Annotated in this window: 10 protein-coding genes and 1 pseudogene; 3 read left to right on the top strand and 8 right to left on the bottom strand. The window is 59.4% G+C overall.

The window, feature by feature from the left end; genetic code table 11:
* Positions 1-219 precede the first annotated feature (219 nt).
* The 3 genes from EKD05_RS23795 to EKD05_RS23805 all read right to left on the bottom strand — a co-directional run bounded on the left by EKD05_RS23795 (position 220) and on the right by EKD05_RS23805 (position 4407).
* A complete protein-coding gene (locus EKD05_RS23795; RefSeq protein ID WP_129677841.1) occupies positions 220-633 on the bottom strand; it encodes a hypothetical protein in 414 nt (137 codons plus the stop codon).
* Positions 634-901: 268 nt separating this feature from the next.
* Positions 902-2611, bottom strand: coding sequence for an META domain-containing protein (locus tag EKD05_RS23800; RefSeq protein ID WP_129677843.1), 1710 nt, complete (start codon positions 2609-2611; stop codon positions 902-904).
* A gap of 158 nt (positions 2612-2769) precedes the next feature.
* On the bottom strand, positions 2770-4407 hold the full coding sequence (locus EKD05_RS23805) for a M1 family metallopeptidase (protein WP_240695914.1): 1638 nt from the start codon (positions 4405-4407) through the stop codon (positions 2770-2772).
* Positions 4408-4516: 109 nt separating this feature from the next.
* Here EKD05_RS23805 and EKD05_RS23810 point away from each other — a divergent pair, with 109 nt between their 5' ends.
* Entirely contained in the window at positions 4517-4747 is a 231-nt protein-coding gene (locus EKD05_RS23810; protein ID WP_129677845.1) for a hypothetical protein, read from the top strand.
* Between the two features lie 139 nt (positions 4748-4886).
* On the opposite strand, the gene EKD05_RS23815 is transcribed toward EKD05_RS23810, so the two are convergent.
* Together EKD05_RS23815 and EKD05_RS23820 are read right to left on the bottom strand one after the other, a co-directional pair.
* Positions 4887-5855 (bottom strand): D-glycerate dehydrogenase, encoded by a 969-nt coding sequence (locus tag EKD05_RS23815; RefSeq protein ID WP_129677847.1) that lies wholly within the window; start codon positions 5853-5855, stop codon positions 4887-4889.
* The gene (locus EKD05_RS23820; protein WP_129677849.1) at positions 5852-7402 is read right to left on the bottom strand and encodes a nicotinate phosphoribosyltransferase; all 1551 of its coding nucleotides are present in this window, start codon (positions 7400-7402) and stop codon (positions 5852-5854) included. Before EKD05_RS23820 ends, EKD05_RS23815 begins: the two co-directional genes overlap by 4 nt.
* A gap of 130 nt (positions 7403-7532) precedes the next feature.
* Here EKD05_RS23820 and EKD05_RS23825 point away from each other — a divergent pair, with 130 nt between their 5' ends.
* Together EKD05_RS23825 and EKD05_RS23830 are read left to right on the top strand one after the other, a co-directional pair.
* Positions 7533-8321 (top strand): nucleoside phosphorylase, encoded by a 789-nt coding sequence (locus EKD05_RS23825; protein WP_129677851.1) that lies wholly within the window; start codon positions 7533-7535, stop codon positions 8319-8321.
* A gap of 404 nt (positions 8322-8725) precedes the next feature.
* Complete coding sequence (locus EKD05_RS23830; RefSeq protein ID WP_129677853.1) at positions 8726-10171, top strand: ACT domain-containing protein; 1446 nt, start codon at positions 8726-8728, stop codon at positions 10169-10171.
* Positions 10172-10373: 202 nt separating this feature from the next.
* Here the strand turns inward: EKD05_RS23830 and EKD05_RS23835 are convergent, their stop codons facing one another.
* From EKD05_RS23835 to EKD05_RS26115, 3 genes and pseudogenes are all read right to left on the bottom strand, one after another.
* Positions 10374-11378, bottom strand: coding sequence for an alpha/beta fold hydrolase (locus EKD05_RS23835; protein WP_129677855.1), 1005 nt, complete (start codon positions 11376-11378; stop codon positions 10374-10376).
* Positions 11375-11890 carry a PadR family transcriptional regulator gene (locus tag EKD05_RS23840; protein WP_240695915.1) on the bottom strand — a complete coding sequence of 172 codons (516 nt, stop codon included), beginning with the start codon at positions 11888-11890 and terminating at the stop codon, positions 11375-11377. Before EKD05_RS23840 ends, EKD05_RS23835 begins: the two co-directional genes overlap by 4 nt.
* A gap of 532 nt (positions 11891-12422) precedes the next feature.
* Positions 12423-12703, bottom strand: a pseudogene (locus EKD05_RS26115) (MFS transporter); the annotation flags it as partial.

The following is a 12703-nucleotide window of genomic DNA, read 5'->3' on the forward strand; positions in this document are numbered from 1 at the left end:
CGCTCGCCAATCAGACGGTAGGGACTCTCCGCAGGCAGGAGCAGTTCACCGAGTCGTGCCAGATCTTCTGGCATCGGTCGCGACGGTTGTGGTTTCAGCGACATCGCACTCCCTCCTCACTGGGCCAACGTTCGACTGCCCATACCAGTAGTATCGCTCAAGAGGGCCAAGTTTGCCAACGGTATCTTTGAAAAGTATTGGGTTTAGCTCGGGATCAGTTCAGCGCCTCGTTTGCAGATTATAGACGACGACCACCACCACCAGCGGCAGTAGCAGGCCAACAATCAACAGTTCGCCCAAACCACCCAGGTTGAGCAACCGCATCCCAAAGAGGGCTACCACCGACGAGAGGCCGCCGGCAACCGGGGCCAACCAGAGGTTGCCGCCCTGTTGAAACGCCCGCCCAACAAGCGCCGTCCCCAATCCGGCCCCAATCCCAAACCCAAACGAGGCCCCCAACACGCCCACGGTCAACAAACCCATACCGAGTTGCTGAGCAAAAAGCAAGCCCGCGACCAGATAAATCAATCCACCAATCACCACGGCTCCAAGTATGCCACCCAGGATCGCGCCCCCAACCTCAAACAGGATCGTCCGCGCCGAAGGGGCCGCTGATCCACGTCCATCACTCATATCATCATCCTCCTCAGGCTTGGGGTCACGCACGATGCAAGTCAGATCGCGTCCCAATGCCTTCTCTCCCTCACCCCCATGCCCCTTCTCGCACCATGGCGGGGCGTGCAAACACCTCATGGTGCGGCGCGAAAACGCCCCTCCCCACTCGTGGGGGAGGGGTTGGGGGTGGGGGGAATCGGGCATCGCCAGCCAAAAACGTTCAGGGTGAGCGCCAATGAGACCTCACAAGTCGTTAAGACCTGTGAGGTCGCATGCAACAATCACATTACACCGGACTCACCAGCACCTCAAGCGTCGTCGGGTTCCCCCGGGTGATCACCAGGTTCTGGGTCGTCGAGATAAAGCTCAGCCGGCCATCAATCGTGATCCGCGCCTGCACCGCATAGGTGTAGGCCGGGTTGATCTGCGCCGGGTTGAAGGGCAAAACAAAGGGCAGAGGTACCTGCTGCCCACCCGACACATAGGTGTCGCTCGCCAAGACCACCGCCGGGGCATCGGCCCGCGAGATATCCACCAGTTGTACCTGAACAATCGCGTTGGGCAACAGGGCAATCCGTGGCAGGTACGTCACAGTGCCACTTACCACACTCTGCCGAGTCGCACTCGGGCGATAGACCAGCGTCTGGCGACCCTGATCATACGCAATGCGCAACTCGTTGTTGACAATGGCAAATGGCCGCGCACCCTGCAACGCCGCCAGCACCGCCTGCTCTTGCGCGGCCAGGGTATCGCTCGTACACAACGCCAGCGTCGTCACCAACGGCTGGAAGGTCGCGGTTGTCCCGTTCAGGCTGTACCCACCATTGAAGTTGTTACAACCCGTGCGGCCCGTGACGCGCATCCCGTCAAACATGATCGTGGCAGGCTCTTCCGCAGCAGGGCGAGGCGCATTGGTATCGCCAAACGCAACCAGTTGCCACGCACCAGCCTCGAGCGCCGCCGCACCGATATTCCGATAGACCAGGGCCTGCCGCCCGTCATCATAGCTGATCCGCAGATCGTTGCCCGCCAACGTGAACAAACGCACATTTTGCAGGGCCGCAAAGATCGCCTGCTCCTGCGCATCCACCGTCGGCTCGGCACAGGCAATCAAGGTCGAGATCAACGGGCCAAAGCTCAATTGATTGGTATTGACCGTGTACGCTCCACCAAAGGTATTGCACCCGGTCGAGCCGCTCGCACGCTCCCCATCAAAGGCAAGCGTGGAAGCCTGACCAGCGTACGCCGCCTGCGGCGCATTGACATTGCCAAAAGCCACGAGTTGCCACGGGCCACGCTGAAGAGCCCTTGCCGGAGCCTCAATGGTCTCGGCACCAAGGCGCCCAAACAGCACATTGAACGGCGGCCGATTTTCGGGGTGCAACTCGAAGCGCGCCCGCTCAAACCACTGCACGGTATACTCTTTGCCCTCGATAACTTCAGTCATCGGCTGCGAGATGGGGAACCCAAAGAGCGCCAGGCTCTCTTCAAACGTAATGCCAGGCCGCCCAGTAAAGTTCAGGCCATAGCTCCGAAATGCCGTCAGGAATTCGTCACAGACAATGAAGCCTGTCTCGCGGAAGAGGGCACAGCGCTCGGCATCGGCCTCGGCTGCGCTATCAGGGCGTGCGAAGCTTTGCCAATCACGGCCCTGGCGACCAAGCGTATCCACCCCGATGCGCCCAAGCAACACATTGTACGGGGCCGCATTCTCCGGGTGGATTTCAAGGCGGTGGCGCTCAAACCACTGCGCCTGACGCATGACCCCATCTTCGCCCATCATCGCCTGCTGGGGGCCAAGCGGCAACCCGAAGACCGCCAGAGCGCCATTCTGTTCCCAGTATTCACGAATCGTACCACTAATACAATAGCCCGTCTCGGCAAAACAGCGCTCATCGCTCTGGGCAAGCGCCACCGGATGACCTGGGCCAAACAGCGTCACGATCATGGCAACGGCAAGCAAGAGGGCAAAGCCAAGTGTTTTCATTCGCATCATTGCAAACTCCATAACTAGACAGAATCCCGATCAAACCATACCATCACCGCCACGCACATACCCTACCCCTGGGGATAGTTTTGCTTCGCGGTAGGGCTGTGGGTGCCTGCGGCACCCACAGCCCTACCGCGAGGTCAGATTTGGGCATCGCAGGCCCACTAAAGAACAGGCGCTGCCGTCAAAACCCAGTCACGATACAATGGGGCAAGATCGCACGCACAGGCTTCTTCGGCCACCCGCAACAGGTCGTCACCAACGAGATCGCGGTAGCGCCCAAAAGCATAGTAGTTCTGGAGAAACCGGGCAAACGCCGCTTCACCGATCTCCGCACGCAAGGCGTGAAAGAAGAGCGCCCCTTTGCCATAGACAATCGGCACATAGATGCCCCTGAGCTCCGAAGGTGGGGTTGCCAACGGGACATCGCGCCCTCGCTCGCGTACCTGACGGTACATATCGCGAAACCCTTCGAGCTCACTCAAGGCAATATCAAACGCACCGATGCCCTCATAATACAGAATTTGTGCGTAGCTCGCCATGCCTTCATCCAGCCAGGCTTCGCCCTGCGCATCGTTGCCAACCAGACTGTACCACCACTGATGCGCGATTTCATGCGCCACCGTCGTCTCGAGCCCGCGCGCATTGCGGGCATAGAGCTGCTGGTCAATCAAGACAACCCCCGGGTACTCCATCCCCAGGAAGGTGGTCATCGCCCCTTCAATCACTTCAAGTTCAGCTAACGGATATTGTCCAAACCGTGCATTGAAGATCCGCAGCGCCTGTTCAGCCACCTGCAACGCACGCTTGCCCGCCGCAGCATGGGCCGGTTGATAGTGGCTGATAATGCGGGTTCCAGCGACGTCGCCACTGACCTGCGCCAACCCACGGGTTGCCCCCAGATAAAATTCGCGCTGTGGGCCACTCACAAAACGCTCGCGCCGCACGCCAGGATTGACGGCTTCACGCGCCACCACAACCCCTGTCGTCACCAGCGTCCAGTCAACCGGCACATCAATAGTCACATCATACAGGGCAGTACTGCTCACCACAAAATCGCCCCGACTCTCGATGGGGCGCTCGTCCCAACCACCCTCAGCCCTTTGACGCGCCAGGATCGGATAAAAATTCGCCATTGACCAGAGGCCAGCTTCCTGGTTGAAGGCACCAAAAGTGCGCGCACTCGCATTGCGCGGCGTCCGCGCCACAAAACTCATGTCAACGTCAACCGTCGCCCCTGGCAGCAACGGTTGAGCCAGTTCCAGCCAGAAAAGACTATCATCATAGGCCGTCCCCGACGCCACCGGTACGCCATTGATCGTCGCCGACGTGACATCAAGCCGCCCGCCAAAATCAGGATGGTTTGGATAGAGATGAAACACAAGCCGCGGATGCGGTTGTGCCGTACGATTCGTGACGAGGATCTGGACTGTGCCACGCACGCGCTGCTGATCAGGGCTAAGCGCCGCCACAATGGTGTAACGCTCCCAGGCCGCAGCCTGTTCGAGATCAGTCACATACGCAGGCAACATCGCCGCGACCTGGGCCGCAACAAAGGGGTCATCTGTAAATGGGGCAACAGGGGTCGGCGTTGGTTTGGCTTGCCGGTAAGCGAATGCTTGCTCGTACGCGGCAACAACAGTCGAAGGCTGCGCCACAGCCAGTGCCGCTGGCTCCAACAGGGCAGCAGCTTGCGCCACATCGTGTCGCTGGGCAGCCACAAATGGGGTGCAACTGTTCAACAAGAGCAGCAACACCAGCAGCAGCAGCAACAACCGGAACCGCATTTGTGATAGTAGCATTTTCCTCTTGATCATGGTATCCTAAGCATGTCAACCCAACACACTCTAGCACAGTCTGGGCACTCGTTTCAAGCTCGAGTGGTCAACTGGAAAAAGAAGGAGAAGGGTTATGACATTCTTAAAGCCATACTTCTCACGTCCACACGGGTTTGTTGATCAGGCACTGCTCGACGAAACAACTCTTCTCAAGGCAGAGCGCCCAGATGCACCCACCACCGATCCGCTCTATACCTGCTTCTGTGTTGCTCCACGCCTCATCTATGCCCCCGGCGAGCCCCGCCTTGTTCAGACGCTCTCATGGGCAACCTTCCTGACCAGGTTGCCCATGCATGGGCCGTAAATTCTCAACCACGGTTGAGGAGCAAACACGCCAGGTCAGCTTCAGCGGCCTGGCGTGTTTTTGGCGCAAAGGCGCTAAGGTCTGATGCATCTGCATACGCAGCTTTGCGCCTTTGCGTCAACACGTTATGCCCAAGGTGTTACAGGTTCAGCAGCGACGGTGCGGGCTTGCCCGTCAAGACTGCCACTACATTTTCGGCGGCGAGCGTCGCCATCCGGGTGCGCGTTGCGACGGTCGCACTCCCGATGTGCGGCACGGCAACACAGTTGGGCAGGCGCAACAGGGGGTGATCAGGGCCAATTGGTTCACGCTCAAAGACGTCAATGCCGACAGCCTGCGGCCGTCCGGCTTGCAGGGCAGCCACCAGTTCAGCCTCGCGCACAATTGGGCCACGCGCTACATTCACAAAGATCGCCGTCGGCTTCATCAAGGCAAATTCGCGTGCCCCGAACATGCCCCGGGTCTCGTCACTCAAGGGCACCGTCACCACCACAACGTCGCTGCTGCTCAGCAGTTCATCAAGCGCAAGGTACGTCGCCCCAGTAGCCGCTTCGACTTCGGAGTTGGGCGTACGGTTATGGTAGCCCAGCGCCATGCCGAACCCCTGCGCCCGCCGCAATACGGCCTGGCCGATGCGTCCGGCACCTACCACACCAAGCCTGGTTCCATAGATATCGACCCCGACCATCTGCATTGGGTACCAGGGCCCCCATCCGCCCGCTTCGATCAATTTCTGCCCTTCAACAATGCGCCGGGCGGCGGCAAGCATCAACGCCCACGCCAGATCCGCCGTTGTTTCCGTTACTACGCCAGGTGTATTGCTGACCTGCACCCCCCGCCTCCGGCACGCCGCAAGATCAAGATTGTCATAGCCAACCGCCATGTTGGCCACTATCCGCAGATGCGGTGCCGCAGCCAGCAATTCGTCGTCAACCCGATCTGTGAGCAGCGTCAAGACGCCCTCGGCCTCGGCGACTCCTTCCAGCAAGGCCTCACGAGGGCACGGGCGCACCTCGTCATCCCAGAGGGTGATGGTACACGCCGCCGCGAGCATCTCCATGGCTGCCGTCGGCAAACGGCGGGTCAAAAAAACGACTGGCTTCTTCATACTCCCTGCCTCAACTGCGCAAGCAAGTCCTGCTTGAGATCCCACAACGACTGCGATAACGAGACATGGTAAATATGGGGATTCATAATGCGCCGCACCCCCACATCAAGGCCGGCAATGTCATGATCACGCTGCGCCCTGATCGCCTCAAGCGTCGGCAGCGGGGCCACAAGTTGCCCTTGATCCAGGACCTGAACCAGCAACGGCTCGATGGCCCGCAAATCCTTACGTTCCAGCATGCGTTGCTGGGTATAATCGCTGGGATGCCGCAAGACGAGCCGCTCGGCCTTCGTCGGATCTTCTTCCTCTAGCGTCAAGAGGTCGGCGGTCGCCTGACCACGATCATCATAGATCCGCCAGGCTTGCTTGAGCCCCGGATTAGTTATTTTGGAAGGCGTATCGGCCAATTTGATCGCGGGTCGCCACGTTCCACCGCTCTGCATCGCCACCAATTTGTAGACACCTCCCAGCGCACCTTCGCCATGCGACGTCACCAGCCGTGTTCCAACCCCATACACCAGACGACGCAGAATCGCGTCGGCATCAGCCGCATAGCGCCGCGCCTCTTCGACAATCTGCGTCTGAATCTGCCAGATCACCAGTTCGTCAAGATCGCTCGAAAGCACAATCGCCGTCTCGGGGAAGCCCGCCCGATCTAGCAAAAGGGCCGACTGGATTGCGAGATAGGCCAGGTCACCCGAGTCGAGGCGAATACCGACCGGACGATGCCCCTTTGCCCGCAACTCCTCGAAGACGCGGATCGCATTGGGCAGGCCACTCTCAAGCGTATTGATTGTATCAACCAGCAAGAGGCAATCATCAGGATAGACCTCGGCATAGGCGCGGAAGGCGTCCAATTCACTTGACCCAAGGGCCAGAAAGACCTGCACGAGCGAGTGAGCGTGGGTGCCTTTGGGTGGCACACCGAGCGTACTTGAAAGCCCAACATTCGAGGTAAAGTCGGCCCCGCCAATCAGCGCCGCCCGTGTCCCTGCATTCGCCCCACGCTCCTGGCCTCGCCGCAACCCGAACTCGAGCACCATGCTCGCCCGGCTCACTTCACGGATCCGCGCCGCCTTGGTTGCAATCAGGGTCTGGTAATTGAGCTGATTCAGCAGCGCCGTTTCGAGGATCTGCGCCATGGCGAGCGGGCCACGCACAATGCTCAACGGCACCCCAGGATGCACCACCCGTCCCTCGGGAATCGCCCAGAGGCTGAGACTGCCAAAACCACCACAGCCCTTCAGATAGGCCAGAAAATCATCACCAAAGAGTTGGCCACCCGTCGCGTTGCGTTGCGCACGCAAATAGGCGAGATCCTCCTCACGAAAGGACACCTCTTGCATCCAGTCAACCAGCCAGGCGAGCCCGGCGCTGATGCAATAACCGGCAGCATGCAGACCATAATCAGGATACCGCCGAAAAAAATGATCGAATTGTGCGGTCTGCTCATGCAAGCCCTGGCGAAAATAGAGCTGGGCCATGCTGAGTTGATACTGATCCGTAAAGAGAATGCCTTCAGCCGTACGCCGATCCTCTAGTCGCATGACGCCCCCTCGCTATTAGTGTCTATTAGACACCATCATAACGGGCAAGTGGCAAGCTGTCAAGCGCCATTGCCTCTCATTGCAACAAGGGCTATACTAAAAAGATTAGGTCGCAAGAAGGAGATGCACTATGCCCATTCCGCGGCACCCCGCAAAACACGACTCACCAGCCCATTTCAGCCCAGAGGATCACCTCGACTACTTCCGCAACGTCGGGCTTGCCCCTGGCTCTTTGCAGCCTGCCGCAGCCATCTTCTGTTACCAACGTGCCCTCTTACGCCACGTCGTAGACACCGAGCAACCCTCACGCATTCCATGTGTGACCGGGATGCTCTATCCGCTCCCTTCGACCGGGGGTTCAGTCGTGCTCGCGGCTGAGTTTGGCATTGGCGCACCCGCTGCGGCGATGACGATGGAATTGCTCGTGGCGATGGGGGTTCGTCGCTTTATCAATATTGGTACCGCCGGTGGTCTTACCCCCAATCTGACCGTGGGCGACCTGACGATCTGCACCGCGGCGATTCGCGATGAGGGCGTGTCGCATCACTATCTGGCCGACCCCCACGCACCAGCCCTCCCTACGCACCAGTTGACCGAAGACTTCGCTGCTGCCCTGCACCAGCATGGCCTCACACCTCCTCGCGGTTCAACCTGGACAACCGATGCGCCCTTTCGCGAAACCCGCGCCGAGATTGCCCACTATCAACAAGAAGGTGTGTTAACCGTCGAAATGGAGACAGCGGCCCTCTTTGCCGTTGCCCACCTCCGCCAGGTCGAGATCGCCGCTGGCTTTGTCATCAGCGATGTCCTTTCCGGCGAAGCGTGGAATCCGCAGTTTCGCGCCGCCGAAACTGCACGCGGTCTCGTCAGTCTCTTTGAAGCAGCGCGGGCAACCTTAGCTGAAACTCCGTCGCGTTGAACATACGCCATTGGCGTTGATGCTCGTATCCTAAATCTTGTCCGTCGTACGTGTTCACATGAGGAACGGCATTTCCTTGTCGTTCTGCGCCCCAAACAGGTCTTCCGACCTTCTGCGTTCTTTGCGTTCTTTGCGTTCTTTGCGGCAAACTATTGGGAAACATCGTTGGCAGACTAATGATGAGTCTAGCAACGATGCTTTCTGATCATTTGACGCAAAAACGCAAAGGGCGTTGAGATTTCATCTAGACGTAATACCTTACAAATAAGGCGGTTTTTTGACGCAAAGGCGCAAAGGCGCAACGTTTTTCGTGGAGGTGCGCTAACCCTTGGCGGCTTGGCGTGAGCTTATTTGCAAGGTATTGCATCTGGACGGTAAACGTGACATCCCCCTGGAGTATTCTTATGTCAAACGAAAAACCAATCGTCGTAATCAGTGGGGCGACAAGCGGCATCGGCTACGAAACAGCCCGCCTCCTTGCGCATCACCAGCTGCATCTCGTGCTTGCCTGCCGCAATCTGGCGCAAGCCGAAGCCGTGCGTACCACCTTGATCGCCGCGAGTGGCAACGAGCAGATCGACACGATCCACCTCGATCTCGCCTCACTCGCTGCGATTCATGCCTGTGCCGCCGAACTGGCCGCGCGCTACCCACGGATTGACACGCTCATCAACAATGCCGGTACCTTTCGCCTCAACCGCGAAGAGAGTACCGACGGCTTCGAGTTGACCTTTGCCACCAACTACCTCGGGCCATTCCTCTTGACGCGCCTGCTCTTGCCGCTGCTGCACGCCGCCCCAACGGCACGCATCGTCAACGTCGGCTCTGACGCCCATAAGTACGCCCGCCTCGACCTCAACAACCTGCAACTCGAACGTGGCTATGCTGGCTTCAAAGCCTACGCCCGCTCAAAACTGGCCCAGGTCTACGCGACGCAAGAGCTTGCGGCCCAACTCGATCCAGCCCGCATCACCGTCAACGTCGTCCACCCCGGACACGTCGACACCAACATCTGGAATCTCTGGCCCGAGGGAAACCGCATCTATCCGCTGATGACCAACCTGATGCGGCACTTTATGCTCACCGCCGCCGAAGCAGCCCACAGTGTCAGACACCTCGCCACCGCCCCCGAGCTCCGGGGCCTCAGCGGGGCCTACTTCGACCGCACCAAACACGCCACCGCCGCCCGTCACGCCCACAATCCCGCACTCCAACGGCACCTCTGGCACGCGACCATCCATCTCAGCGAACGCTGGACTCCATCAACAGGCAGCGCCCCCTCGCCCCAACCCCAGGGCACTACACTGCCACACCATAACCACAGCGAGCTACCGACCATCACCGCCGCTGCTCCGGCCTCCACCAAACAGAACGCACCAGCGACGATACCACACCCACACCAACCACCGAGCAGCGCCCCCTCTACCCCCATCGCCGATCTAACAACCCTGCTCAGCACCCTCAACCCGCACCTGCACCCAGGGGTCTACGTCTTCACCAGCGTCCCCGAAGGCACCATCGTTGCACCAGCGCCGATCATCGCCTCGATCCACGAAGCCGAAGGACAATCACTGGTCATCACCGAAGCCGCCGCCCACGAAGCCAAGCTCCCCATCCTCGCACGATGCGCCTGGATCACCCTGACCGTCACCTCCGACCTGCACGCAGTCGGCCTCACCGCCGCCATCGCCACCGCCCTGCGCAATGACGGCCTCAGCTGCAACATCATTGCAGGGGCCTACCACGACCACCTCTTTATCCCCATCGATCACGCCGAACAAGCTATGAAAACACTTGCCGCCCTGCAACGGACGCGGTCGGCTGACGCTCTTCACTCAGGCGCTGGTTGATGGTCTGCGGGGCAAGGGAATGACGAGCAACCGCGGCTACATCAGCGTCTTTGACCTCTATAGATCGGTATTCCTCGTTTTGCTACTGTTGATAAGAGATAGCCTGGAGAAACGTGGGCGATCGGAGCTTCGCTCCGGAAACAAAACGCCGGGGCTGTTCGTTGCGGTTTTGTCGCAACGAACAGCCCCGGCACTCCTTTGATTACCAGTCCTGACGGCTCAGCCAATCAGCGACGGCTGTTTCGAACAGGTCCGGGCACTCTTCCTGCGGTACATGCCCGCAGGCTTCCAGGATGACCAGTTCAGATTGCGGAAGCTCGGCATCGACCCGTCGGCTCTGCTCGACCGGCACAACGGTGTCGCTATCGCCGCTGAGGACCAGTACCGGCTGGCTGATCTGGGGTATGCGCATACTGTAATCGGACGAATTGGTGCCCCAGACCCGCAGGTATTCCCAGAGGGCATTGTCCCAATTCGCAACCTGGGTATGGATCAAGGTGCGATCCATGCGCTCGGCACTGATCTGCTCCGGGTCGAGATAGGTCTGGCGAATAAAGTCCTCGCTCTGTCCGATCTCGCGGGCCAGCAGCGGCCCGACGTGGCGCACCTGCGGCAGATTCATCAACCAGGCCGGCATCTCCTCCTGAACATAGACCGCCGGATCGACCAGGATTAACCCGGAGACCCGTTCGGGCCGGGCCAGGGCAGCCTGCACCGCCAGAACCCCGCCGTAGGAATTGCCCACCAGCACCACCTTGCCTACTTCAAGCGTGTCGAGCAGGGCGAAGAGTTGCTCGACGGCAGCATCGGCGGAGTAGGGATTCGGCCCGCTCCAGTCGCCTTCGACCAGTTTCTCACTCAGCCCGTAGGGAATCTGGTCATAGGCGATCACCCGACCTTGTTCAGCGAAGAAGTCGAACGTGGCATCCCAGGTGTAGGCGTTGAAGACCGAGCCGTGCAGCAGCACAAACGTCGTCTCAGCAGTGCCGGCTGGAGTCTGTTTCGCAAGGTAGTGCAGTTCGATTCCGTCGGTGCCCGCGAAGGGCACGGTAACAAAATCGCTCTCCGCCTGGGCGGCCTCGGCCGCAGACCCCAATCCCTCAAGCGGCGCGACCGGGATCAAGAACGGGCCTACAGCGACAAGAATCGCAAGCACACACACGACCACTCCGAAAACCTTCAACACGGCAGCGAGTCGCTTGTTCATTGCGCAACCTCTCTGGTGATACGCTCGATCATCCGATCAAGCCAGGCTTGTTCGACGCGATAAACGTGGAAAAAGAAATCGACACTCAGATGGGCGACCCGATCGGCTTCGGGGATGTTCGCGAGCTGCGTGATCCGCTCGCCAAGTTGGGTGCGGCGCCGGTGCAACAGCTCCAATGCTTCCGCTGGCGGCAACTCGCCGATGAAATTCATGGGCGCGATACTGGGGAACTCCGGTTCGATGTATGCGGCGAGCAACTGCCGGAGCATCGCCTGAAAGGCCGCCTCGCCCGCAAGCGTCACGCGGTAGACTCGCCGAGCCGGGCGATTGCCCTCGCGCTCTTCCGAAGCCTCAATCAGGCCTTCCTCAGCGAGTTTGTTCAGCAGCTTGTAGGCATTGGCCTTGCTCAGATGGACCGCGGTGATTGCGCGATCGGCCAGGACGTCGTGCAGCTGGTAGCCGTGCATCTCGTGGCTGCGTAACAGGCCCAGGATAAGTAGTCGTTCTTCCATCACACCCTCACACCAATATAGTAACTAGTAACTAGTAACTAGTAACTAGTTACTAGTTACTAGTTACTAGTTACTATATCAGATGACGGAGGTTTGTCAAGATACTTCGGCAAATCGGGTGCAATGGAATGTGTCTTCCAATGTGTTCGATTACCTCCTGTTCTTTGTAGCAGGTACATTGGGCGGTTTGGCGCTCAAGCCCAGAAACCTCACCCACGCGGAAGCGACAGCCGCAGCGCTTACTCCTTGAAGCGTAGCAAGCGGCCAGACCGTAGGCATCAGCCACGCCGGAGCATCTTGGAGCTCACATCGACCAGGAGACCGATACGTCGATGTCGCCCTCAGCGTAAACATCCGCGATCCCAATGACCCTTGACGCATGCCTATCATGCTGCGCGGCGCGACGGATCTGCCCGTCCGTCGACCACCGCAGACCGTGAGCGAAGCGAAGGCTGATTATGCATGAGGCTCAACGGGCAAGGGTTTTCTGAGCGAACCTGGTTCGCTCAGAGCCCCTTGCCGGGTTTATCGGCTAGTGCCTATCGGCTAGGTTCACGTTAGCCGCATGGGTGCGCTCGGCCCTGAGTGGTTGATCCTCGATCCTGAGCAGATCGGGGAGCGCGAACCCCAGCAAGCAGATGGTCGCCGAGGCCAATCCGCCGACGATGAAAATCCCCCGTACGCCAATGAACATGCCTAGCAGTGCTGCCAGGCCGAGCCCGAGCGGGGCCGCCAAGCCCATCACGGTACTCAGCAGGGAAAGCACCCGACCCTGGAGTTGGTTCGGCACCTGCGATTGAATGAGCGCAATCA

The organism is Candidatus Chloroploca sp. Khr17 (genome assembly GCF_004138165.1).
In the GTDB taxonomy this organism is placed as follows: Bacteria; Chloroflexota; Chloroflexia; order Chloroflexales; family Chloroflexaceae; genus Chloroploca.

What these genes read in the sequence shown, in the direction of transcription:
- EKD05_RS23825 (WP_129677851.1), top strand. Translation starts at nt 7,533, where the DNA reads ATGCCCATTCCGCGGCACCCCGCAAAACACGACTCACCAGCCCATTTC.
- EKD05_RS23835 (WP_129677855.1), bottom strand. Translation starts at nt 11,378, where the DNA reads ATGAACAAGCGACTCGCTGCCGTGTTGAAGGTTTTCGGAGTGGTCGTG.
- EKD05_RS23805 (WP_240695914.1), bottom strand. Translation starts at nt 4,407, where the DNA reads ATGCTACTATCACAAATGCGGTTCCGGTTGTTGCTGCTGCTGCTGGTG.
- EKD05_RS23830 (WP_129677853.1), top strand. Translation starts at nt 8,726, where the DNA reads ATGTCAAACGAAAAACCAATCGTCGTAATCAGTGGGGCGACAAGCGGC.
- EKD05_RS23840 (WP_240695915.1), bottom strand. Translation starts at nt 11,890, where the DNA reads ATGGAAGAACGACTACTTATCCTGGGCCTGTTACGCAGCCACGAGATG.
- EKD05_RS23820 (WP_129677849.1), bottom strand. Translation starts at nt 7,402, where the DNA reads ATGCGACTAGAGGATCGGCGTACGGCTGAAGGCATTCTCTTTACGGAT.
- EKD05_RS23800 (WP_129677843.1), bottom strand. Translation starts at nt 2,611, where the DNA reads ATGATGCGAATGAAAACACTTGGCTTTGCCCTCTTGCTTGCCGTTGCC.
- EKD05_RS23795 (WP_129677841.1), bottom strand. Translation starts at nt 633, where the DNA reads ATGAGTGATGGACGTGGATCAGCGGCCCCTTCGGCGCGGACGATCCTG.
- EKD05_RS23810 (WP_129677845.1), top strand. Translation starts at nt 4,517, where the DNA reads ATGACATTCTTAAAGCCATACTTCTCACGTCCACACGGGTTTGTTGAT.
- EKD05_RS23815 (WP_129677847.1), bottom strand. Translation starts at nt 5,855, where the DNA reads ATGAAGAAGCCAGTCGTTTTTTTGACCCGCCGTTTGCCGACGGCAGCC.